Origin of the sequence: Seonamhaeicola sp. NFXS20, assembly GCF_049132085.1 — a bacterium.
GTDB lineage: Bacteria > Bacteroidota > Bacteroidia > Flavobacteriales > Flavobacteriaceae > Seonamhaeicola.
In genome coordinates, this window is record NZ_JAFMPU010000001.1 from 1 (window position 1) to 22642 (window position 22642).

Sequence of the window (22642 nt, forward strand, 5' to 3'; positions counted from 1 at the left end):
AAGACAAACTCCATACGTGGACACAATGAAGTTTGCTTCATAAAAAAATATTAAATTTAATTTGTTTTAATCATAGAATACGGAATGATGTATCATTGATTCTTGATAAGCTTTATTGTTTAAAGCCTTTTTTAAGGCATCTATACAACCTTGTGCTGTTAAATCCATCCTAAAGCTGTAACCCATTATTTTTCTTGAATAAGCATCTGTTATTAAACTTAAATATTGACCCGTCCTAAAATAGTTATACAGATTATTACGTAAATTCTGATATTATTAGGTGCAAATAAACTATTTATACAATCTAAGGCTCAACTTTTGAGATTGACTCTATAAAAACCTTATTCACCAAAACTAGCATTAATATATGTGTTATTAACGCTGTTATATGTTATATTAACATTTAGAGTTCTTAACATTAACTTAACAGATAATTTAGCATATAAATTGGCAAATACACATGTTTTCTACATTGTATATGCGCCATAAATTTGCAGTGTAAATGAAAAAGAAATAATAAAACATGAGAAATATCATAGTAAACACAAAAAAAGGAATCTTAATGGTAGCATTATTAGCTACGGTTATAGGTTATGCATCTGAAAACAACATTATTAAAGATGTTAAAAAAACTGATCTTAGAATTAACAATGTAAAAGAAGGAAACTTACTTACTATTAAAGATGTAAATGGTCTTATTTTATATAAAGAGTTAATTGAAAAATCTGGAGTATATACTAAAGGATTTGATTTATCTGCTCTTCCTAATGGTGATTATTTTTTTGAACTTGATAAAGATGTTCAAATAAAAACAATTCCATTTTCAGTAACTAAAAATAAAGTAACATTTAATAAAGCTGAAGAAACTATTGTTTTTAAACCAGTGGCTGTTGTAAAAAACAATTTAGTTACAATCACAAAATTTGCCCCAAACTACGAATCTTTAAAAATAAGCATATACAGTGATAACGGTACAAATGAGTTGTTACATACCGAAACAATTAAAGGTAAGCAAGTTATAGAAAGAGCTTTTAAACTTAAAACTGGCAAATACAAATTAGTTTTAAATTCAAATAATAAAGAGTATATAAAATTCATTAATAATTAGTTTAATGTCTTATTTAGTTTAGTTGGTAAAGTGGGCTGTGGTGGCCCACTTTTTTTTGCATAAACTTTTCTGTATTCTTCTTAAAAGTTTACAACACTACTACATACTACAATTAAGTGTAGGTTATAATTTTAATTGTAAATAAAATTGAAATTGAAAAAGCTAGCGCATTATATGAAAATATATGTAATTAACCCAAATATATGGTATTTTAACTTAACACAAACTTAGCATTAATTTAATGGATAATTTAGCACACATATTAGTCAATATCAATGTTTTACACACTAAAAACCCACCATATATTTGTAGTGTAAAACGTTAAAAACACCAAATCATGAAAAACGTATTAACAAACACTAAAAAAGTAATCTTAACGGTAGCAATGATGGCTACGGTTATAGGTTATGCAAATGAGATTGTTATCAATAATAAAATTGATAAAGACTTAAGAGGAACAGAATTAACCATTGCTGATGCAGCAGAAGGTAATTTACTTTCTATTAAAGATGACTACGGTATTACATTATATAAAGAAGTTATAGAACAAACTGGTATATACTCTAACTATTTTGATTTAACCAAATTACCTGACGGAAAATATTTCTTTGAATTAGATAAAGAAATAAGCATTAAAACAATTCCGTTTACTGTAAAATCTAACAAAGTTACTTTTAATAAAGAGAATGAAAATATTATTTTCAAACCTTTTGTTAAAGAAGAAAACGGGTTAGTATACATTACTAAATTGGCTGCTGATTCTGAGCCTTTAGAAATTAGTGTTTATGGTTTATACGGTAACACTTCAGATCTATTATATTCTGAAACTATTGAAGGTGTTCAAAATATTGAAAGAGTTTTCAAAATAGAAAAAGGAAAATATAAAATTGTTTTTCATACAAATAACAGAGAATTTACAAAATTCATTAATTATTAGTTTAATGTCTTATTTAGTTTAGTTGGTAAAGTGGGCTGTGGTGGCCCACTTTTTTTTGCATAAACTTTTCAAGGTTTCTCTGCTAAAATTACAACTCTATTTACCAATGGAAATTGGCTCCAGATTATAATTTTTTTATTGTAAAAAATCAAAATTTTAAAAAACCCGCACTTTATAAAAATATATGGTATTAACCCTATAATATGGTATTTTAACTTAACGTAAACTTAGCATAAATTTAACGGATAATTTAGCACATAAATTAGTCAATATCAATGTTTTACACACTAAAAACCTGTCATATATTTGTAGTGTAAAACGTTAAAAACACCAAATCATGAAAAACGTATTAACAAACACTAAAAAAGTAATCTTAACGGTAGCAATGTTAGCTACGGTTATGGGATACGCTAATGAAATCATTATCAATAAAATTGGTAAAGATCTCAAAAGAACCGCATTAACTATTGTTGATGTAAAAGAGGGCAACCTACTTTCAATTAAAGACAACTACGGTATTACTATATATAAAGAAGTTATAAATCAAGCAGGTGTTTACACCAAAGGTTTTGATTTAACCGTATTACCAGACGGAAGCTACTTCTTTGAATTAGAGAAAGATATGGAAGTTAAAACCATTCCGTTTACCGTAAAGTCTAATGAAGTAACTTTTAACAAAGAAAAAGAAACTACTATTTTTAAACCTTTTGTAAGAGAAGAAAATGGGTTAGTTTACATTACACAACTAGCTGCAAACTTAGAGCCTTTAAAAATTAAAGTTTACGGACTTAACAATGGTAGTGCTGACATGTTACATAGCGAAACCATTAAAGGTGTTCAAACCATTGAAAGAGTTTACAAACTAGAGAGCAATGGTAGATATAAAATTGTATTTCATACAAACAACAGAGAATTTACCAAATACATAAATAATTAGTTTATTGGCAAAATGGGTCTTGTTTTAAAGACCCATTTTACCTAAACTCTTGTTACAACAAATAAAAACCCAATCACAAAAAAATATACTATGTTCATTTCCTCAACTTATTATTACAGAGAAATACAAAAGAAAAACATTTCTAATTCTAAAAATGAAATCACAAATACAACAGACTTTTTTAATTTTTTAAGAAACTTTAACTGGGGTATTACTAAAAGAAGAAAACTAAATCAAGCTTAAATTTAGTCTATACTTTTAAAGGTATTTCAAAATAATTTTAATTGTCCTTCCTTAAACTGCTCATGCAAATTGCAGTTAAGTTTGGGCATTTTTTTATGTTTAAAATACTTTTGTTTGGCTAATTTCATTAAGCTATTTATGTTATCTGCAATTTTCCCTTCACCATGCATTCTGGTTCCAAATCTACTATCGTTTAAACTCCCTCCGTGGCAACTTTGTATTTGGTGTAGTACTTTATCTGCCCTATCGGGCATTGTTTTTTGTATCCAATCTGTAAAAATTTCACCAATAGCACCATTAAGTCTAACAATAGTGTGCGCCACAGATAGTGCTCCATAATCTGCAGCTGCTTTTGCTAATGGCAAAATTTCATGACTATTAATTGCTGGAATAATGGGTGCTAGCATTACATTAACAGGAATACCGTTATCTGATAAAGTTTTTACGGTCTCCAATCGGCGTTTTATAGTAGCGGTTCTAGGTTCTAAAATACGCCTTGTTTTTTCTGATAATGAAGTTATTGAAATATTAACTCCTATTAAATCATCTTTAGCAAGGGCTTTTAAAATGTCTAAATCTCTAAGAATTAATGCGTTTTTTGTAATTATAGCAACAGGGTGCTTGTACTTTAAAAAAACCTCTAAACACTGCCTAGTAATACTATAAATTTGTTCTGCAGGTTGGTAACAATCTGTATTACCAGACATAACTATGGGGTGCGCTTTCCAGTGCTTCTTTTTTATTAAATTTTCTAACAATTTAGGCGCCTCTTTTTTAACCAAAATGCGCCTTTCAAAATCTAAGCCAGCACTGTAACCCCAATATTCATGTGTGTTACGGGCATAACAATAAACACACCCATGTTCACAACCTTGGTAGGCGTTCATGCTGTACATCATGCCTATATCGGGGCTTTTAACTTTGTTAACTATGGTTTTAGGAAATACCTCTAAGTAGCGGGTGGTATTCTTATCGGCTTTTTCTCCTTCTTTATGGCAATATTCTAGAAAATCATTGCGTATTTCTTGACTAAATTCTAAGAATTTATTTGGAACGTTTAGCTGTGCACCACGCCCTTTTAAAGGAGATTTGGGGTTCATAGTAATAATATTAGAAAGTTTTTGGAATACCTGACTTTATAAAACTACAAAGAATCTCAGCCCAAAAATGTTAAAGAACATATGGGTTATTAACAATTTGAATTTGTACGAAAATTTAACTAATTTCGTTTAACGTTGAATATAAATCTTTGAAAAGATGTACATATTTTTAAGGTGTGCAAAATTATACCATGAATGAAACTGATTCCATACTGTCGAATTTAAATATCAAGAATCAAATACTATCAGATTCGGGTTTAATTAAAATAGACAGTTTGCTCTTACATTTATCAAAAAATCAAGATGAAATTTTATCTGTTATTCATAAGTCTGATGAGAACCGAATTATAGAATTCATGACTAATGATTTATTCTGGGCTCTAGTTGGTGGATTTATAGGAGTTATTTTATCAATCATGATTTGGTTAGGAAAAAGGACAATAGAATCATGTATCTATAAAAAAAGATATGGTAAATATGATGGTTATTATGTTTCAAAAATTGCAAGTGACACTAATGACCCTCATTATGTTATAAAACTCGAACAGAAAAGAAACGAATTCAAACTTAAAGGAGTATCAATAAAGATAAAAAACGGGGAATTAGAGAAAAGATATGAAAATATTACAGGCCACATAACTATGAGTAATGCCTCTAAAATTTTTGGAATTGGTCAATACCAACATGTTCTGGACAAAAAAAATAAAATAAGATCAGGAGAATATCACATACAACTTACTCCAGAAAGGAAAATTATCGTAATTCAGGATATAATTGATAACAATTTGCAACAAAGCAACCCTAAATATATTTGGGAACCTATTTGTAAGAAGAAACATCTAGAGTATTTTGACATCTATAATTCATTGATTAAATAAACTGTTTCACAACATCACCTAAGAAAACACATGGCAAACAGTGATTTCTGGAAGGTTCGTTCTTCGTAGTTATCCTTATCACAGTTAGACAGGAAAATGCTTCGAGTTCCACGTTTCTTAACTGCAAACCGTTAGAAGAGCATACCTCCAGTCTGCACTTCTAACGCTCCCCAAAAACCTACCTCCCTGGAAACTCAGCTTTTCGTTTTTCTAAAAAGGCCGTAGTACCTTCGGTAAAATCTTCGGTTCCAAAGCATTTTCCAAAGCCTTTAATTTCTACGTCAAATCCGTTAACACCATCTTTACTGTTAGCATTTACCGCTTTTATAGCTTCTGCAATAGCCACAGAGGAGTTTTGAGTTATTTTTTGGGCTATGGTTTCGCAAAAAGGCAATAGTTCTTCTTGGGCTGTAACATTGTTTACTAAACCATAGCTTAGGGCTTTATTGGCATCTATCATAGTGGCTGTCATAATCATTTCTAAAGCGCGCCCTTTACCAATTAACTGTGGTAAACGTTGAGTACCACCATACCCAGGAATAACCCCTAGAGACACTTCGGGCAAACCCATTTTGGCATTATTACTTGCTACTCTAAAATGGCAAGCCATGGCTAACTCTAAACCGCCGCCTAAAGCAAACCCATTTACCGCAGCAATAACAGGCGTTGATAAATTTTCTATATAGTCAAATAAAATTTTATGTCCGTTAGCTGCTAAATGTTCACCTTCTTCAACACTAAAGTTTGCAAACTCACTAATGTCTGCCCCAGCAACAAAAGCCTTTTCACCGCTTCCTGTTAAAATAATAACTTTAGTATTAGTATCTAAATTGGCTTCTTTAAATGCATTATGCAACTCTTTTATAGTTTCTTGATTTAACGCATTTAACTTTTTAGGCCTATTAATGGTTATTGTTGTAATACCGTTGTTATAGTTGGTTATTAAGTTATTGTAATTCATTTTTTATGTTTTATAGGTTTTAACCATCACTTGGTGTAGTGGCAGCTAAAATAAATAGTTATTCTTTTGGAAATACAACTTTAAAAGTTGTGCCTTTATTTTTTACAGACTCAAAAGTTATAGACCCTTTGTAAGTTTCTACAATATTTTTTACCATGGCTAAACCAAGTCCCATACCACTGGTTTTGGTGGTAAATTTAGGCTCAAAAACTTTCTCTTTATTTTCTTCTGAAACTCCAGAACCGTTGTCTGCAATAGTTAGCACTACATTATCATTATTTGTGGTTACATGAATTGCCACGGTTGGGGTTCTATTTTCTGGCATTGCCTGAATACTGTTTTTTACCAAATTGGTAACCACTCTTATTAATTGTGTGCGGTCAAATTTAGCTATAATTTCATCATAATCTGAGGTAAATACAATGTAATCTTCATTAAAAATATCTAGCGCTAGTTTAACAATTTTAACCACATTAAGGGTTTCTCTTTGTTGTGCTGGCATTTTAGCAAAGTTTGAAAATGCCGATGCAATAGAACTCATAGTATCTATTTGCTGTATGAGTGTTTTGCTATATTCATTTAACTTAGAATGAATATTTTCATCATTAGGATCAAACTTTCTTTGAAAATTTTGTACTGTTAACCTCATGGGGGTTAACGGATTTTTAATTTCGTGTGCCACTTGTTTAGCCATTTCTCTCCAGGCTTGTTCGCGCTCACTTCTTGCTAATTGTACAGCACTATCTTCTAGTTCATCTATCATGCTGTTATAAGCATTTACAAGAATTGATATCTCTTCGCTAGTGTCATCTATTTCAATTTTTTTATTGCGTTTTTCTAGTCTTGTAGAAATAATTTTATCACTAATAGTTTGTAATGATTTAGTAATAAATTTTGATAACCAGTAGGCAATAGCAATAGCCATTAACAATACTAACATAAAAGCGAAACCAATACGCTTTAAAAACTCTTGAAGTTCATTAGTTAGAAAATCATCTTTCTCTAAATAAGGTAGATTAATAATGGCTATGGCTTTAGATTTATTATCTGTAATAAAAGAATAAGATGATTGAAATGTTTCTCCGTTTTCATTATGCTTATCTACAAACCTATGTTCTGCATTATTAGAAAGATTGTTTAGCTGTATGGTATTGTATATTGAATTTAGTATTTCTGCATTTAAACATTGAGCTGCTATATTATTTTGCAAACCTGCTTTTGATGATATTAGCAAATTGCCTTCTAAATCGTATAAATTAATTTGTAGTTTATGAATGTTGGCAATATTATAAATTTCATCTTTAAAAATTAGAGGAAGGTTTTCGGTTTTTACTTCCCAGGTATTATATCTGCCATTTAAAAACCGCTTTATATGAGCTTTAATGTTTTGTTCTTTACGTACTAAACGTGCTGTATGATAATCTTCACTCTGTTCTTTATATTGATATATAGCTACTGCCGAAATAAGTACCGATGCCATTAACACCAACATTATCATTGCCAAAAAAATACGGGTACGTAAGGAGAGCTTTTTTAATTTCATTTACAATTTTAATGCATTAAATATAGCAATAATCGAACCAAAGAGCTAAGACTGATTTAAAAAATAAATGCCTGTTTTTACGAGTTTTTTTGTGTTAGGGATTGAGTAATTGTTGAAGCTCCTTGAAAAGAGCGACTTACGAAAGCCCGACCCGATAGGGTAACACCCCAATAATTTTAAGCCTCTGGATTTTTTTCACGAATGCGTTTGTAAATTTTAAACCCAAGCATAATTAGCACCCCTAAAACCAGCATGCCTACAATACCCCAAATCCAATTAATACTGCTTTTTAAAATAACTAAAAAGATAACGGCAAACAGGATAAAGGTGGCACCCTCATTCCAGATACGCATATAACTAGATGTTTTTTTTACCACATCATTCTGTAATTGTTTGTAGTATTTATGTGTTATTAGGTGATAAATAAATAGTAAAACAACAAAAGCTAGTTTTACATGCATCCAGGGTTGTTGCAACCAATAAGGGTTAATTATAAGCAACCAAATGGCAAAAATTGTACACAAAATGGCAGATGGCCATGTAATAATATACCACAACCGTTTTGCCATTAGTTTTAGCTGTTTTCCTAAAATTTCCTTTTCTGGTGATGGTTTATGAAAGGCTTCTATTTGATATACAAAGAGTCTGGGAATATAGAATAAACCTGCAAACCAGGTAATTACAAATATAAGATGAAATGATTTTATGTAGTTGTAATATTCCATGATTATTCTGTTCTCAATATAAGGTTTTTTCTTATTTCTTTATTTAAAAAATATGCTGTAACAATGGTAGAAAGCACATCTGCTATAGGAAATGATACCCAAACCCCAAACTCGCCATAAAAATTTGGTAAAAGAAAAATTAATGGAATAAAGAAAAAGCCTTGTCTAGTTAATGTTAATAAAAGTGCCGATTTTGCTTTGCCTATGGCCTGAAAGTAAGCAGATCCTATAAGCTGAATAGCAATTATTGGTGTTGCAGCAAACACCCAACGCATTGCGCTTGGTGTTTGACTTATTACTTCTGCATCTGTTGTAAATAGTTTTGTAATGAATATAGGGAATATCATTAAAAATAAAAACACAATGGTTGCTAAAATAGAAGCATACTTTATGGCCGTATTTATACTTTTTCTTACCCTAGTATAATTTCTGGCACCATAATTAAATCCTGCTATAGGTAAAAACCCTTGTGTAACACCTAAAACAGGAAACATAGCAAACATTAACATGCGGCCAACAATGGCATAAGCCGTAACCGATGTGGCACCTCCTAAATTGAATAAAATATTATTCATGAGTAAATAGGTAACGCTTACTACAGCTTGTCTTGAAAGCGTTACAAAACCAAGTGATGCTATTTCTTTTACAAGGTTTAGGTTTAAACCAAAATGCGATACATTTATTTTTAATTCTGAGTTTTTTGACAGGAAAAACCATAAAAGATAGAGAAATGAAAAACCGTAAGAAATGGTTGTTGCCCAAGCGGCTCCTTGCATACCCCAATCAAATAAATTTATAAAAAGATAGTCTAAAACTAAATTACCTACAGAAGGCATCATCATGGCATACATAGAGAATTTAGGTTTACCTTCGGCACGAGCTACATTGTTACCAACCATACTCATTGCAAGTATGGGAGTTCCGTAAAGTACAATACGATAGTATATTTTGGCAGGTTCAAAAATAATTCCCTTACCACCAAATAGAGGAATTATATCGTCTATAAACCACAAACCAAAAATTACTAAGGTTATGGTTAAAAGTAGGGTTAACGTAATTTGATTTCCAAATGTTAAAAAAGCTTTCTCTTTATCATGAGCACCCATAGCTCTTGATATTATTGAAGAACCACCAATACCAATACTCATGCCTAATGCCGCAATAAAAAATGTTACAGGAAGTACCACATTTATAGCAGCAATGGCTGTTGAACCTATCCAATGTCCTACAAAAATTGTATCTACAAGAATATTAAGAGACATTACTAAAATGCCTATTGAAGCGGGTAATGCTTGCCTAACAAGTAGTTTATTTATTGGTAATACTCCTAAATCTTCAGATTGTATTTTTGCCATTTACAATAATTACATTTAGGCTATTACCCAATTATTAATCCAATTTGAGAGTAAATTCACAAAAGCATCATCATCATTCAAACAAGGAATGGTTGTAAACTCATTACCGCCCATTTCATGAAAAATTTCTTTTCCTTCCATGGCAATTTCTTCTAAGGTTTCAAGACAATCACTTACAAAAGCAGGGGTTACAATAGCCATGTTTTTTACACCTTGTTTACCTAAACGTTCTATGGTTCTATCTGTATAAGGCTGCAACCATGGGTCAAAACCTAAACGCGATTGAAATGATGTTGAATATGTGCCTTCTTTCAATTTTAATTTTTCTGCCACCAATCTAGTTACCTCTAAACATTGGTGACGGTAACAAAACTCATGCGCTTTACTTGGGGTTTTACAACAACTGCCATCTATTTTACAATGGGATTTTGTTACATCGCTCTTTCTTATATGGCGCTCTGGTACACCGTGATATGAAAATAGCAAATGTTCATATTTTTTACCTTCTAAATGGTTTTTTATTGAATTTGAAAGTACTTCAATATAATCTGGTTTATTATAAAATGCTGGAACCGATTCTATTTTTATATTAGGAAAATGCATTTCTTTAAGTTCTTCTGCTTTTACTAAAATAGTTTCGGTGGTTGCCATAGCAAATTGGGGGTACAAAGGAAACAGTAAAACCTCTTCTACACCTTTATCTACCAATTCTTGTAAACCTTTTAATATGGTCATACTACCGTAACGCATAGCCAAAGCCACAGGAACATCAACTTGCTTTTGAATTTTATCTTGAAGTCGTTCTGATATTACAATGAGCGGAGAACCTTCTTCCCACCATATTTTTTTATAGGCTGCTGCCGATGCTTTGGGACGTGTTTTTAAAATAATGCCTCTAACCAATAACGCTCTGGCAGTGTACGGGATATCTATAACCCGTTCATCCATTAAAAACTCGCCTAAATATTTCTTTACATCTTTCGGACTTGGACTATCTGGTGAGCCCAAGTTTACAAGTAAAATGCCTTTTTTCATGCTGTAAAAATACAACACAAATTCTTAACAAAAAGCTACAACTATAAATTTAAACTATGATTAGTCTTGCACTTTCTTATAAAAAGTAGGTGCTTTTTTTTCAGAATAATCACACTCTTGAAAAATTCCACAGGAAGCACTTTGCCTTACTAAAGATTTTTTATTTGTAATTCCATTATGAAGCTTATACAATGCTTCAATTTCTGGTGATAAAAATTTCATGGCTTTGGGGTTTTAAGATAACAATACTTACACTCAAAAATATAAAAAAAACGCTGAATAATAAAAACTTACATGTTGCAAAAAGGTTTAACTTAAAGACATTATATATTTTTTTGGTGTAGTACCATACTTTTTTTTAAAGGCTGCAATAAAATGACTGGCAGTACTGTAGCCTACTTTAAGCCCCACTTCATTTACATTATCATTTCCAGCCTCTAATAGTTTACGGGCTACTTCCATTTTATAATCAAATAAAAAACTAAAAACAGAATCGCCATAAATTTGTTTAAAGCCCTCTTTTAGCTTTTTTAAACTAAGTCCAATTTCATCTGCTAACTCCTGTAAACTAGGTGGCTCTGACATTCTTGACACAATAATATCTTTTGCTTGTCTTATTTTAATAACATTAGCTTCATCAACTAAAAAGGGACATTGTTCTATATCTGCATCTTCACTTCTGTTAAAGTATAAACTCAATAACTCATAAGCTTTTCCTTTAAAATAAATGTGTTTTATAGAACTATTTAAACTGTAATTGATGAGTTGATTTAACACAATTGCCATTGATGGCGTTATTACACCATCTTTATAATATTTTTTATCCTTGTTATCATCATTTAAAAATGAGATATGATCGGCTTCTGATGAAAACAACCCGTGAAATTTTTTAATAGATATTAAAATAGAAACAACCCAAGATTTTGGTTCTACATAAAGGTTAATAGGAAGTTCTCTTTGCGGATTATAAAGCAGTAAAGAACTTTCTTCATGAATATCTAAAGCATAACGCCCTTGATTAAACATAAACTTTGTGGCTCCTTTTACACAAAAATGAAATTGTATATAATCACTATCAATCTCTTTTGCAACGCTTTGAGCGACACTTTTTTCGTTTTTAAAAGTTAAAACTAGAAAACCTTCATCAACATTTGTTTCTTGAAAAGTACTTTTAGCGATACTTTTTACATCAATTTCTTTGTCCATTCTTTAATATTATTTAGATTCATTCTATATTACAATGCTCAAAACAGCCTATTTTACTGTAAAAGTATAACATTTAAACTTTTTATATGTGAAATTCTATTAAAAAACTCGTAACGACACTAAAAGTTCTTTTAGCGTTATTTTTTTCAATTTGAGGATTCTATTTTTGCTACCTGTAGTTAGGTACTAGATGCACAGATATAACATTTCAAGAAGTAAAAATTTTTACGCCATTGGTTTGAGTTATAAAAAAGCCGATGCTGTAATACGTGGTCATTTTAGTTTAAGTGACGACGCAAGACTTACATTATTACAACAAGCTAAAGCAAATGAAATTGAAAGCCTGTTAGTAACTTCCACCTGTAACCGTACAGAAATTTACGGGTTTGCAGAACACCCATTTCAACTTATAAAACTACTTTGTGATAATACTGAAGGTACTGTTGATGAATTTCAAAAAGTTGCTTACGTATATAAAAACAAAGAGGCTATTAGCCACATGTTTAAAGTAGGTTCTGGTTTAGACAGTCAAATTCTTGGTGATTTTGAAATTATAAGTCAACTTAAATCAAGCGCTATACTTTCAAAGAAAAACAATTTATTAAATCCGTTCATAGAACGTTTGGTTAATGCTGTTATTCAAGCCAGCAAACGCATTAAAACCGAAACCGAACTGTCATCTGGTGCTACCTCTGTATCCTTTGCTTCTGTCCAATATATATTAAAGAATATCGAAAATGTTTCTAATAAAAACATTTTGCTTTTTGGCACTGGTAAAATAGGTAGAAACACTTGTGAAAACCTAGTTAAACACACCAAAAACGAACACATTACTTTAATTAACAGAACTAAAGATAAAGCCGAAAAAATTGCTGGCAAGTTCAATTTAGTAGTTAAAGATTACGCCAATTTGCAGGAAGAACTTAGTAATTCTGATATCTTAATTGTTGCCACAGGTGCACACAGACCTACAATTGATAAACACATTATTCAATCTGAAAAACCGCTTTTAATTCTAGATTTGTCAATACCTAAAAATGTAGATGAAAACGTACAAGAATTAAATAATGTTACTTTAGTTCATTTAGATTATTTATCGCAAATAACAGATGAAACTTTAGAAAAAAGAAAAACATATATCCCTGAAGCCGAAACCATTATAGAAGAAGTAAAAGCAGAATTTAACAGCTGGTTAGAAACTAGAAAATTTGCACCTACCATAAAGGCTTTAAAACACAAACTTACAGATTTTGCATCAGCAGAATTAGATACACAACGCAAAAAATTATCAAACTTTAACGAAGAGCAAGCAGAGATAATTAGCAATAAAATCATTCAAAAAATAACCAATCATTTTGCGCATCATTTAAAAGATGATGATATATCTACAGATGATAGTTTAGAACTGATAAAAAAAGTATTTCAGTTAGAAGAACCTCACAAAACAAATGTCTAAAATCATAAGAATTGGAACGCGCGATAGTGAATTAGCACTATGGCAAGCCAAAATTGTACAAAGTTTACTAGAAAAAGAAGGGCATAAAACCAAATTGGTACCTGTAAAATCTACAGGCGATTTAGTATTAGACAAACCCCTATACGAATTAGGAATTACCGGCATTTTTACCAGAACCCTAGACATTGCCATGTTAAATCATGACATTGATATTGCAGTACATTCACTAAAAGATGTTCCTACTATACTACCAAAAGGCATTATACAAGCAGCCGTTTTAAAAAGAGGCAATGTAAAAGATACCCTTGTTTTTAAAGATAATGAAGAGTTTTTAGGTGCTAAAAATGCTGTTATTGCCACCGGAAGTTTGCGCCGAAAAGCACAGTGGCTTAACCGCTACCCAACACACACTGTTGTAGATTTAAGAGGTAACGTAAACTCACGACTTCAAAAGTTAAAAAACAACAATTGGAACGGTGCTATTTTTGCCGCCGCAGGCATTGGACGTATAGGTGTTAGACCCGATGAAGCCATCAATTTAGATTGGATGATTCCCGCACCTGCACAAGGAGCTATTATGGTTACCGCCTTAGAGGAAGACAATTTTATTAAAGAAGCTTGCGCTATACTTAACCACGAAGAAACCGAAATTTGCACCACCATTGAGCGCGATTTTTTAAATAAATTAGAAGGTGGTTGTAGCGCTCCTATTGGAGCCTTAGCCTACATAAAAAACGAAGAAGTACACTTTAAAGGCGTATTATTAAGTAAAGATGGTTCTAAAAAAATAGAAGTTACCAGGGTTGAACCGCTTGGAAAACACAATGATATTGCTACTTACGCTTCTAATTATATCATTGAACGTGGCGGTAAACGCTTAATGGACGATATTAAAAATGAAGGCAAACAAACAAACGTCTATTCAACTAAATCTTTAACTGAAAGCCAGCGCTTACTGTTTAATGAAAAAGTATCTGTAAAAAGTTCAGATTTTATAAAAACGAATCCAAACAGAATTCACAAACAACTAATAAAAGAAAAAATACAAAACGTAATAATTACCAGTAAAAATGCGGTTGATGCGTTGTTAATGAATTTTTCTCCAGAAGAATTACAGTTTAAAAATATTTATTGTGTGGGTAGGCGCACCAAACGCCTTATTGAGAACAAAATTGGTAAAGTGACCCATTCTGAAAAAAATGCTAAAGCCTTAGCCAACTATTTAGTAGAATATATGGAAGGCACCAAAGTCACATACCTTTGCAGTAATTTAAGACTTGATGATTTACCAAGTATACTTGAAACCAATAACATTAAAGTGAACGAAGTTGAAGCGTATCAAACCAAATTTGACGCTGTAAAGATTGATGACTCTGTTGAAAGTGTCATGTTTTTCAGTCCTTCTACCGTAAAGAGTTATAAGCAAAAAAATGATAAAGACGTGATTGCTTTCTGCATAGGAGAAACCACTGCAAAAGAAGCCAAAAAACATTTTAAAGAAGTGAAAATTGCTAAAGTGCCAACGGTAGAAAGTGTTATTGAGTTGGTAAATCAACACTACGTGTTATAGCCATTTGCCATTCACCTTTAGCTTTTGGCTCCATACATCCTATAGTTAAAGGCTATTATAATAACTATATGAGAGATTTTAAAAAATTAGATATTTGGAAAAATGGAATAGAACTTGTAAAGCAGGTCTATCAGTTATCTGATAAACTTCCTTCTGAAGAAAAATTTGGTTTAAAGAGTCAAATCACAAGAACTTGTGTTTCTATACCTTCAAATATTGCGGAAGGTTGTAGCAGAAATAGTGAAATTGAATTTAAACGCTTTTTAGAAATTGCAATAGGTTCTCTTTTCGAAGTAGAAACCCAATTAATTATTTCAAAAGAATTAGAATTTATAGAAGAAAAAGATCTTGAAATCATTTTTAGTCTCATTAATAAAGAAGCAAAAATGATAAATAGCTTAATAAGAAAAATTAAAAACAGTAATACTTTTTAGCTAACTGCTAAGAGCCAAAAGCCAAAAGCTAACATGATAAAAAACGATTTATTTTTAAAAGCATTAAAAGGTGAAACCGTAAACCGTCCGCCCGTGTGGATGATGCGTCAAGCAGGACGCTATTTACCAGAGTTTATAGCCATTCGTGAGAAGTACGATTTCTTTACACGTTGCCGTACACCAGAATTAGCAAGTGAAATTACCGTACAACCCATTCGTAGATTTGGTATGGATGCCGCTATTTTATTTAGTGATATTTTGGTAATTCCGCAAGCTATGAACATTGAGGTACAAATGAAACCTAATTTTGGCCCATACTTACCCAACCCAGTGCGTACCCAAAAAGATGTAGACAACGTAATTGTACCAGATGTTACTGTAGAACTAGATTACGTTTATCAAGCCATAAAAGCCACTAAGGAATTGCTAAACAATGACATTCCTCTAATTGGTTTTGCAGGCTCTCCGTGGACTATCTTGTGTTATTGCGTGCAAGGACAAGGTAGTAAAACCTTTGATAAAGCTAAAGAATTTTGCTTTACAAACCCCATTGCAGCTCACCAAATGCTTCAAAAAATCACCGATACTACCATTGCCTACCTAAAGGAAAAAGTAAAAGCTGGCGTTAATGCAGTACAGGTGTTCGATTCTTGGGGAGGCATGTTATCTCCTACCGATTATCAGGAATTTTCGTGGCAATATATCAATCAAATTATAGAAGCGCTAAAAGACGATGCTCCCGTAATTGCTTTTGGTAAAGGGTGCTGGTTTGCCCTTAATGAAATGTCAAAAAGTAACGCCGCAGCTCTTGGAGTAGATTGGACCTGCTCACCACAAAACGCAAGATATTTAACCGGTGGTAACATTACTTTACAAGGTAATTTCGACCCGTCACGCCTCTTGTCGCCACCAACAGATATTAAACGTATGGTACACCAAATGATTGATGCTTTTGGTAAAGATAAATACATTGTAAACCTAGGTCATGGCATTCTACCAAACATCCCTGTAGATCATGCCAAAGCCTTTATAGATGCCGTAAAAGAATACGGAAATTAAAATATTTTGGGCGTTACCTACTTTTTAATGTAACATTAGGTCTTAAAAACCAACTAATTGCTGTAAAAAGTAGGTCGGGCTTTCGGCAGTCGCTCCCTCCTACGTCGGGGAGCTTCAACAAATGCCTCAATCCCTAACGCAATAGTAACGTTATGATTAAAAACATCATTTCTGGAATAAAAGCCTATTTTGGTGCTTTTGGTTTAATTTCAAAACTTAAACTTTGGAAGTACTTCGCAGTTCCTATGCTAATTAGCATTATAACAGCTATAGCTATTTTTGGTTCTGCCTATGCCCTATCAGATAATATTGGTGGCTTTATTGCTAAAATATGGATTTGGGATTGGGGTCATGAAACCTTTGCCACCATTAGTAATTTTATTGGCGGTTTAATTGTAGTAGCCATTGGGCTTATTTTGTTTAAACATATCATTATGGCGCTTTCTGCACCTTTTATGAGCCCCGTTTCAGAAAAAATTGAAGCTCATTTAACAGGCACTAAACCTCACTCACATAGAAACACATCGTTTATGCAACAACTTTGGCGTGGTGTTAGAATAAATGTTAGAAATTTATTTATGGAGCTGCTTTTAACCATTCCTATTTTACTACTAAAGTTTATTCCAATAATAAATATATTTTCTACTATTTTATTGTTTATGGTACAAGCTTATTATGCTGGTTTTGGTAATATGGACTATACCCTAGAACGCCATTTTCAGTATAAAAAAAGTCTTCAATTTGTTAGGCAACGTCGTGGACTTGCTATTGGTAATGGTATTATTTTTCTATTGCTTTTATTAATCCCCGTAGTTGGTGTTATTTTAGTATTACCTCTATCTGTTACTGCTGCTTCTGTAAAAACGGTAGAAACTTTAAACGCAGAAAACAAACCTCAGCATGTTGTTTAATTCTAATAAATTTAAAATAGAACCCATTCAAACTAAAGACTCTTGGGGCATTTGCAATTTCGTAGCAGCAAACGAAGACCGATTAAAACGTTATTTCCCAAAAACTTTAGCACAAAATTTAAATCCAGAGCTTTCAAAGCTCTTTGTTGGTAAAAAAGTTAAAGAGTTTGAAAACAAAGAAGAATTTTTATTTACCATAAAACCAAAAGATTCTAACAAAATAATCGGGCTTATTTATTTAAAAGAAATTGATTGGAAATCTAAACAAGGGGAGTTTGCCTATGCTATAGACTATAATTTTGAAGGCAAAGGCATCATTACAAAATCGATAAATTATTTATCTCAATTTGCTTTTAAAAACCTAAACATCAAAACACTTCAAATTATAGTTCACAATAGCAATTTAGGTAGTATTAGAGTTGCTAAAAATTGTAATTTCACTTGGGTAAAAACTTTAGAAAAAGAATATATACCACCAAATGAAGTACCTTTAAATATGGAACTTTACGAATTATACAAGCCCTAAACTACAAATGAATATTATTGAAAAATACGATAAACCATTTCAATTTGGTGCTTTAGCCTTAAACTTATTAATGGCATATCAATTTCTTACGCTTTGGTACCAACCCACTCCTTTTGATGTTGATAAAATCACATCATTTATAGGACTCATGATTTTTGAGTTTGTTATGGTACACTCTGGCATTTTTATGGCTGCAATGCCTAAAAAAATCTCACTTTTTGTATTTGTGCCCTTATATGGACTTTTTGCTTTAGTATTTAATAGTTTTACCAACGATAATTCTATTTTAATACTCTATTGTATTGTTGTTTTTAATCGTATGCGATTTGCCTTTTCCGATGTATCATCACATGTAAAAGGAAGAATTCTATTTAATGCCATTATATCAATGATGGTTTATTTTGTTTTAATTTTTGTTGTTTTAATTTTTCAATCACTTATACCTAAACTAGGTTTAACAACCGAATTTTTAAACAATACCAACTTTTTTGAAAACATAGATGCCAGTGGAGAGTTTATAGAAAAGCCACATGTTACCATGTGCTTTGGTTTTTTATATTACATTGGTCTTTCTTTAGTTGAAGCCTATTTTTTAAATAAAAAACCGCCACAACAAACCGTTAAAAAATTAAAAACAATAAAAAGTTTAAACCCTTATAAAGCTTTTAAAAACAAAGAACGTTTTAGATAATGAAAAATAAATTCTATCAATACATACAAGATTTACAAAACACCATTACTTCTAAGTTAGAAGCTATAGACGGTAAAGCCAAATTTCAAGAAGATCTTTGGAAACGACCAGAAGGTGGCGGCGGACGCACACGCGTTATCCAAAACGGAAATGTGTTTGAAAAAGGTGGTGTAAACATTTCTGGAGTTCATGGTAAACTTCCAGATTCAATGCAGAAATATTTTGGTGTGAAAGATGCCAATTTTTTCGCCTGTGGCTTAAGTTTAGTGTTGCACCCCAAAAACCCTATGGTACCAACGGTTCATGCCAACTGGCGGTATTTTGAAATGTATGATAAAGATGGAAACATTGTTGACCAATGGTTTGGTGGCGGACAAGACTTAACCCCATATTATTTATTTGAAGAAGATGCTAAACATTTCCATCAAACATGTAAAACAGCTTGCGATAAACACAATGCAGAATTTTATCCTAAATACAAAGCGCGCTGCGATGAGTATTTTTACAACACACACCGTAATGAAGCCAGAGGCATTGGCGGCTTGTTTTTCGATTATTGTAAAGCCTCAGAGAGTATGACCATGGAAAATTGGTATAATTTTGTGACCGAAGTTGGTAATAGTTTCCTTGATGCCTATGTACCAATAGTAGAAAAACGCAAAGATTTACCTTATACTGAAACACAAAGAAACTGGCAGGAAATCCGTAGAGGTCGGTATGTAGAGTTTAATTTAGTGCATGATAAAGGGACGCTTTTTGGTTTAAAAACAAACGGACGCATTGAAAGTATTTTAATGAGTTTACCACCACATGTACAATGGGTGTATGACCATCATCCAGATGAAGGAAGCGAAGAAGAAAAATTATTAGACGTTTTAAAAACCCCTGTAGATTGGGTTTCTTAGTTAAAAGCTCTATGTTAAAAGTTATAAGCAAATGGTAGATTATAAAAATTATAAAGTATGGCAAAAATCTCATAAACTTGTCATCGCCATATATCACATAACTAATACATTTCCTAAATCTGAACAGTTTAACCTTGTATCACAAATCAATAGAGTTTGTTTGTCTATTCCAACAAATATAGTTGAAGGTTGTGGACGAGAAACTCAAAAAGAATTAGCAAGATTTCTTTATATTTCGTCAGGTTCAGCTCATGAATTAGAATATTTAATTTTAGTTTCAACCGAATTAAATTTTATTTCAAAAAAAGAATCTGAGAAACTACTTAAAGAGATTGATGTAATTAAGAAAATGCTTTTCGCATTAATAAGAACTATTAAAAAAACCCTTTAAACTTAAGGCTTTAAACTTATAACTATGTTAAAAAGAAACAGAAGATTAAGAACCAACGAATCCATTCGCTCGTTAGTACGTGAAACCGCAATAACTCCAAACGATTTTTTAGTACCACTTTTTGTAGTAGAAGGCAAAGGTGTTAAAGATGAAATTCCATCAATGCCTAACTACTTTCGTTATAGTTTAGATTTATTAGAAAAAGAGGTAAAAGAATTATGGAGTTTAGGTTTAAAAGCCGTACTTCTTTTTGTAAAAGTACCCGATAATTTAAAAGACAATAAAGGTACCGAAGCTATAAACCCAAACGGACTCATGCAACGCGCCATAAAAACGGTAAAAAATGCATGCCCAGACATGTTGGTTATGACCGATGTGGCGCTAGACCCCTATTCATCTGTTGGTCATGACGGTATTGTACAAAACGGCATGATTATCAACGATGAATCTGCTGAAGTTTTAGCAAAAATGGCATTAACGCACGCTCAAGCTGGAGCTGATTTTGTTGCACCAAGTGATATGAATGATGGAAGAACGCTACAAATTAGACAATTACTAGAAAACGAAGGTTTTAAAAATACAGGTATTATGGCATATACCGCCAAATATGCCTCGTCGTTTTATGGGCCGTTTCGTGATGCGCTAGATTCTGCACCTGTTGATTTAGTAAATGTTCCTAAAGACAAAAAAACCTACCAAATGGATTTTGGTAACAGATTAGAAGCTGTTCGTGAAACTTTAATTGATATTGAAGAAGGTGCTGATATTGTTATGGTAAAACCAGGACTTTCTTATTTAGATATTTTAAGAGAAATTAAAAATGAAGTAAATGTTCCTGTTGCAGTTTACCAAGTCTCTGGTGAATATGCCATGATTAAGGCTGCTGCCGAAAAAGGCTGGCTAAACCATGATCAAGTTATGATGGAAACTACTATGGCTTTTAAACGTGCTGGAGCAGATATTATAACCTCCTATTTTGCAAAAGATGTAGTTAAGTTAATTCAATAATTCAAATTTTCATTGTCTCCCTGAGCAAAGTTGAAGGGTTACTAAAGATGTTGTTAAATTGATTTCGTAAATTAGCCTTTAATTAAAACCTATTTAATGAGCGCACTATTTTTTTGGGCAACAATTTCAATTTTCTTTTCTTTTTTATGCTCCATACTAGAAGCTGTTTTGCTTAGTGTTACACCAACATTTATTAATGTAAAAAAACAAGAAGGAAAAGACTACGCTTTAACATTAGAAGAATTAAAAAAAGATGTAGATAAACCACTTATTGCTATACTTACCCTAAATACTATTGCACACACTTTAGGTGCTATGATGGTTGGCATTGAAGCCGAAAAATTACCTTATAAAATTGAACTTTGGGGTATTAATACCGTTGGTATTGTATCGGCTATTATGACATTCTTAATTTTAGTAGCTTCAGAAATTATACCTAAAACCATTGGAGCTACCTATTGGAAAGGACTATCTAATTTTGCTTCAAAAGCATTAGTCATCATGATTTTCCCTTTAAAATGGACGGGTATTTTATGGTTCCTACAGCTTACTACTAAACTTATAGGCGGAAAAGGTCATGGTAGTGTATTAAGCAGAGAAGGGTTTATGGCTATGACCGAAATTGCACATGAAGAAGGTGTTTTTAAAGAATCTGAAAGCAAGGTCATTAAAAACCTATTAACTTTTAAAGAAGTTAAAGCAAAAGATATCATGACCCCAAGAACGGTTATGAAAACTGAAGATGAAGACACCACTATAGAAGATTTTTTTAAAAGAAATTTAAACATTCGCTTTTCCAGAATTCCTGTTTATACAAATGATTCAGACAATATTTCTGGCTTGGTTTTAAAAGATGAAATTTTTAAAGAAATGGCTTTAGACAACAATAGCAAAAAGTTGTCAGAAATAAAGCGAAACATCATAGTTGTAAACAGAAGTTTAGCTATTCCTACACTATTTGAAAAACTAGTTGAAAGCAGAAATCATATGGCTTTAGTAGTAGATGAATACGGTTCTGTTAGCGGCTTAGTAACAATGGAAGATGTTATAGAAACACTTCTTGGTTTAGAAATTATGGACGAGAGCGATAACGTATCTGACTTACAACATTTAGCTAGAAAAAGTTGGGAAGCCCGAGCCAAAAAGCTTGGTATTATAGAAGAAGACAACCCCAAAGAATAATGGAATCTTGCATTATTAAATCGCCATTAGGTTTTACCAAAATAACTGGTGATGATGAGGGCATACAATCTGTAACCGTATTAAATTCCGAAGAAAAAATTACAGATATTATTCCCATTGAGTTAGAAGATTGTATTATTCAATTACAAGAATATTTTGAAGGTTCACGAAAACAATTCCAACTAAAACTCAATCCGCAAGGAACCAATTTTCAAAAGAAAGTATGGAAGCAACTAGAGCAAATTCCATACGGAAAAACACAATCATACTTAGAACTATCAAAACAATTAGGAGATATAAAAGCCATTAGAGCCGTAGCTAATGCCAATGGTAAAAATCCAATTTGGATTATCATCCCCTGTCACCGTGTAATTGGTTCTGATGGAAGCTTAACTGGTTACGCAGGTGGTTTACACCGCAAAAAGTGGCTGCTAGAACATGAAAGCCCATACAAGCAACAATCTCTTTTTTAATATTTCTT

Annotated in this window: 24 protein-coding genes; 16 read left to right on the forward strand and 8 right to left on the reverse strand. The window is 32.0% G+C overall.

The features are described from left to right. Window positions 1-523 precede the first annotated feature (523 nt). The 3 genes from J1D01_RS00005 to J1D01_RS00015 all read left to right on the forward strand — a co-directional run bounded on the left by J1D01_RS00005 (window position 524) and on the right by J1D01_RS00015 (window position 2982). A complete protein-coding gene (locus tag J1D01_RS00005) occupies window positions 524-1108 on the forward strand; it encodes a hypothetical protein (protein ID WP_421149433.1) in 585 nt (194 codons plus the stop codon). 337 nt (window positions 1109-1445) lie between these two features. Then, a complete protein-coding gene (locus J1D01_RS00010; RefSeq protein ID WP_372937961.1) occupies window positions 1446-2045 on the forward strand; it encodes a hypothetical protein in 600 nt (199 codons plus the stop codon). A 337-nt stretch (window positions 2046-2382) separates the two neighbouring features. Beyond that, complete coding sequence (locus J1D01_RS00015) at window positions 2383-2982, forward strand: hypothetical protein (RefSeq protein ID WP_372937962.1); 600 nt, start codon at window positions 2383-2385, stop codon at window positions 2980-2982. Window positions 2983-3251: 269 nt separating this feature from the next. Here the strand turns inward: J1D01_RS00015 and J1D01_RS00020 are convergent, their stop codons facing one another. Further along, window positions 3252-4325: a PA0069 family radical SAM protein gene (locus J1D01_RS00020; protein WP_421149434.1), complete on the reverse strand. Its 1074-nt coding sequence runs from the start codon at window positions 4323-4325 to the stop codon at window positions 3252-3254. A gap of 191 nt (window positions 4326-4516) precedes the next feature. Here J1D01_RS00020 and J1D01_RS00025 point away from each other — a divergent pair, with 191 nt between their 5' ends. Continuing rightward, entirely contained in the window at window positions 4517-5203 is a 687-nt protein-coding gene (locus tag J1D01_RS00025; RefSeq protein WP_421149435.1) for a hypothetical protein, read from the forward strand. A 178-nt stretch (window positions 5204-5381) separates the two neighbouring features. Here the strand turns inward: J1D01_RS00025 and J1D01_RS00030 are convergent, their stop codons facing one another. The 7 genes from J1D01_RS00030 to J1D01_RS00060 form a co-directional block, all read right to left on the reverse strand. Continuing rightward, on the reverse strand, window positions 5382-6164 hold the full coding sequence (locus J1D01_RS00030) for an enoyl-CoA hydratase/isomerase family protein (protein ID WP_421149436.1): 783 nt from the start codon (window positions 6162-6164) through the stop codon (window positions 5382-5384). Between the two features lie 58 nt (window positions 6165-6222). After that, entirely contained in the window at window positions 6223-7707 is a 1485-nt protein-coding gene (locus tag J1D01_RS00035; RefSeq protein WP_372935392.1) for a sensor histidine kinase, read from the reverse strand. A 176-nt stretch (window positions 7708-7883) separates the two neighbouring features. Further along, a complete protein-coding gene (locus tag J1D01_RS00040) occupies window positions 7884-8432 on the reverse strand; it encodes a CopD family protein (RefSeq protein WP_076699033.1) in 549 nt (182 codons plus the stop codon). Window positions 8433-8434: 2 nt separating this feature from the next. Then, window positions 8435-9787, reverse strand: coding sequence for an MATE family efflux transporter (locus J1D01_RS00045; RefSeq protein WP_421149437.1), 1353 nt, complete (start codon window positions 9785-9787; stop codon window positions 8435-8437). A gap of 15 nt (window positions 9788-9802) precedes the next feature. After that, window positions 9803-10822: a ferrochelatase gene (gene hemH, locus J1D01_RS00050; protein WP_372935396.1), complete on the reverse strand. Its 1020-nt coding sequence runs from the start codon at window positions 10820-10822 to the stop codon at window positions 9803-9805. Window positions 10823-10882: 60 nt separating this feature from the next. Next, complete coding sequence (locus J1D01_RS00055; protein WP_372935398.1) at window positions 10883-11044, reverse strand: hypothetical protein; 162 nt, start codon at window positions 11042-11044, stop codon at window positions 10883-10885. 87 nt (window positions 11045-11131) lie between these two features. Beyond that, a complete protein-coding gene (locus tag J1D01_RS00060; RefSeq protein WP_421149438.1) occupies window positions 11132-12028 on the reverse strand; it encodes a helix-turn-helix transcriptional regulator in 897 nt (298 codons plus the stop codon). Window positions 12029-12218: 190 nt separating this feature from the next. Between J1D01_RS00060 and hemA the strand changes: the two genes are divergently transcribed. From hemA to J1D01_RS00120, 12 genes are all read left to right on the forward strand, one after another. Beyond that, window positions 12219-13484: a glutamyl-tRNA reductase gene (gene hemA / locus J1D01_RS00065; RefSeq protein ID WP_372935402.1), complete on the forward strand. Its 1266-nt coding sequence runs from the start codon at window positions 12219-12221 to the stop codon at window positions 13482-13484. After that, the gene (gene hemC, locus J1D01_RS00070) at window positions 13477-15054 is read left to right on the forward strand and encodes a hydroxymethylbilane synthase (RefSeq protein WP_372935404.1); all 1578 of its coding nucleotides are present in this window, start codon (window positions 13477-13479) and stop codon (window positions 15052-15054) included. The genes hemA and hemC overlap by 8 nt, the downstream gene beginning before the upstream one ends. Before the next feature lie 68 nt (window positions 15055-15122). After that, window positions 15123-15488, forward strand: a complete 366-nt coding sequence (locus J1D01_RS00075) for a four helix bundle protein (RefSeq protein ID WP_372935406.1) — start codon at window positions 15123-15125, stop codon at window positions 15486-15488. A gap of 33 nt (window positions 15489-15521) precedes the next feature. Next, window positions 15522-16547 (forward strand): uroporphyrinogen decarboxylase, encoded by a 1026-nt coding sequence (gene hemE / locus J1D01_RS00080; RefSeq protein ID WP_372935408.1) that lies wholly within the window; start codon window positions 15522-15524, stop codon window positions 16545-16547. Window positions 16548-16699: 152 nt separating this feature from the next. Beyond that, complete coding sequence (locus tag J1D01_RS00085; RefSeq protein ID WP_372935411.1) at window positions 16700-17458, forward strand: EI24 domain-containing protein; 759 nt, start codon at window positions 16700-16702, stop codon at window positions 17456-17458. Then, complete coding sequence (locus J1D01_RS00090) at window positions 17448-17984, forward strand: GNAT family N-acetyltransferase (RefSeq protein ID WP_372935413.1); 537 nt, start codon at window positions 17448-17450, stop codon at window positions 17982-17984. The genes J1D01_RS00085 and J1D01_RS00090 overlap by 11 nt, the downstream gene beginning before the upstream one ends. A 7-nt stretch (window positions 17985-17991) precedes the next feature. Beyond that, on the forward strand, window positions 17992-18675 hold the full coding sequence (locus tag J1D01_RS00095) for a hypothetical protein (protein ID WP_421149439.1): 684 nt from the start codon (window positions 17992-17994) through the stop codon (window positions 18673-18675). Continuing rightward, window positions 18675-19580 carry an oxygen-dependent coproporphyrinogen oxidase gene (gene hemF / locus J1D01_RS00100; protein WP_372935417.1) on the forward strand — a complete coding sequence of 302 codons (906 nt, stop codon included), beginning with the start codon at window positions 18675-18677 and terminating at the stop codon, window positions 19578-19580. The genes J1D01_RS00095 and hemF overlap by 1 nt, the downstream gene beginning before the upstream one ends. A 31-nt stretch (window positions 19581-19611) precedes the next feature. Continuing rightward, window positions 19612-19971, forward strand: a complete 360-nt coding sequence (locus J1D01_RS00105; protein ID WP_421149440.1) for a four helix bundle protein — start codon at window positions 19612-19614, stop codon at window positions 19969-19971. 24 nt (window positions 19972-19995) lie between these two features. Continuing rightward, window positions 19996-20979: a porphobilinogen synthase gene (gene hemB / locus J1D01_RS00110; RefSeq protein ID WP_421149441.1), complete on the forward strand. Its 984-nt coding sequence runs from the start codon at window positions 19996-19998 to the stop codon at window positions 20977-20979. Between the two features lie 96 nt (window positions 20980-21075). Continuing rightward, window positions 21076-22161 (forward strand): CNNM domain-containing protein, encoded by a 1086-nt coding sequence (locus tag J1D01_RS00115; protein ID WP_372935423.1) that lies wholly within the window; start codon window positions 21076-21078, stop codon window positions 22159-22161. Further along, window positions 22161-22634: a methylated-DNA--[protein]-cysteine S-methyltransferase gene (locus tag J1D01_RS00120; RefSeq protein WP_372935425.1), complete on the forward strand. Its 474-nt coding sequence runs from the start codon at window positions 22161-22163 to the stop codon at window positions 22632-22634. The genes J1D01_RS00115 and J1D01_RS00120 overlap by 1 nt, the downstream gene beginning before the upstream one ends. Window positions 22635-22642: the final 8 nt, after the last annotated feature.

Excerpts from the sequence above, each read along its gene's own strand:
- J1D01_RS00095 (WP_421149439.1), top strand. The coding sequence starts at position 17,992 with ATGAATATTATTGAAAAATACGATAAACCATTTCAATTTGGTGCTTTA.
- J1D01_RS00020 (WP_421149434.1), bottom strand. The coding sequence starts at position 4,325 with ATGAACCCCAAATCTCCTTTAAAAGGGCGTGGTGCACAGCTAAACGTT.
- J1D01_RS00055 (WP_372935398.1), bottom strand. The coding sequence starts at position 11,044 with ATGAAATTTTTATCACCAGAAATTGAAGCATTGTATAAGCTTCATAAT.
- hemH (WP_372935396.1), bottom strand. The coding sequence starts at position 10,822 with ATGAAAAAAGGCATTTTACTTGTAAACTTGGGCTCACCAGATAGTCCA.
- hemF (WP_372935417.1), top strand. The coding sequence starts at position 18,675 with ATGAAAAATAAATTCTATCAATACATACAAGATTTACAAAACACCATT.
- J1D01_RS00075 (WP_372935406.1), top strand. The coding sequence starts at position 15,123 with ATGAGAGATTTTAAAAAATTAGATATTTGGAAAAATGGAATAGAACTT.
- J1D01_RS00040 (WP_076699033.1), bottom strand. The coding sequence starts at position 8,432 with ATGGAATATTACAACTACATAAAATCATTTCATCTTATATTTGTAATT.
- J1D01_RS00035 (WP_372935392.1), bottom strand. The coding sequence starts at position 7,707 with ATGAAATTAAAAAAGCTCTCCTTACGTACCCGTATTTTTTTGGCAATG.
- J1D01_RS00030 (WP_421149436.1), bottom strand. The coding sequence starts at position 6,164 with ATGAATTACAATAACTTAATAACCAACTATAACAACGGTATTACAACA.
- J1D01_RS00105 (WP_421149440.1), top strand. The coding sequence starts at position 19,612 with ATGGTAGATTATAAAAATTATAAAGTATGGCAAAAATCTCATAAACTT.
- J1D01_RS00090 (WP_372935413.1), top strand. The coding sequence starts at position 17,448 with ATGTTGTTTAATTCTAATAAATTTAAAATAGAACCCATTCAAACTAAA.
- J1D01_RS00120 (WP_372935425.1), top strand. The coding sequence starts at position 22,161 with ATGGAATCTTGCATTATTAAATCGCCATTAGGTTTTACCAAAATAACT.
- hemB (WP_421149441.1), top strand. The coding sequence starts at position 19,996 with ATGTTAAAAAGAAACAGAAGATTAAGAACCAACGAATCCATTCGCTCG.
- hemC (WP_372935404.1), top strand. The coding sequence starts at position 13,477 with ATGTCTAAAATCATAAGAATTGGAACGCGCGATAGTGAATTAGCACTA.
- J1D01_RS00015 (WP_372937962.1), top strand. The coding sequence starts at position 2,383 with ATGAAAAACGTATTAACAAACACTAAAAAAGTAATCTTAACGGTAGCA.
- J1D01_RS00005 (WP_421149433.1), top strand. The coding sequence starts at position 524 with ATGAGAAATATCATAGTAAACACAAAAAAAGGAATCTTAATGGTAGCA.
- hemE (WP_372935408.1), top strand. The coding sequence starts at position 15,522 with ATGATAAAAAACGATTTATTTTTAAAAGCATTAAAAGGTGAAACCGTA.
- J1D01_RS00010 (WP_372937961.1), top strand. The coding sequence starts at position 1,446 with ATGAAAAACGTATTAACAAACACTAAAAAAGTAATCTTAACGGTAGCA.
- J1D01_RS00045 (WP_421149437.1), bottom strand. The coding sequence starts at position 9,787 with ATGGCAAAAATACAATCTGAAGATTTAGGAGTATTACCAATAAATAAA.
- J1D01_RS00060 (WP_421149438.1), bottom strand. The coding sequence starts at position 12,028 with ATGGACAAAGAAATTGATGTAAAAAGTATCGCTAAAAGTACTTTTCAA.
- J1D01_RS00025 (WP_421149435.1), top strand. The coding sequence starts at position 4,517 with ATGAATGAAACTGATTCCATACTGTCGAATTTAAATATCAAGAATCAA.
- hemA (WP_372935402.1), top strand. The coding sequence starts at position 12,219 with ATGCACAGATATAACATTTCAAGAAGTAAAAATTTTTACGCCATTGGT.
- J1D01_RS00115 (WP_372935423.1), top strand. The coding sequence starts at position 21,076 with ATGAGCGCACTATTTTTTTGGGCAACAATTTCAATTTTCTTTTCTTTT.
- J1D01_RS00085 (WP_372935411.1), top strand. The coding sequence starts at position 16,700 with ATGATTAAAAACATCATTTCTGGAATAAAAGCCTATTTTGGTGCTTTT.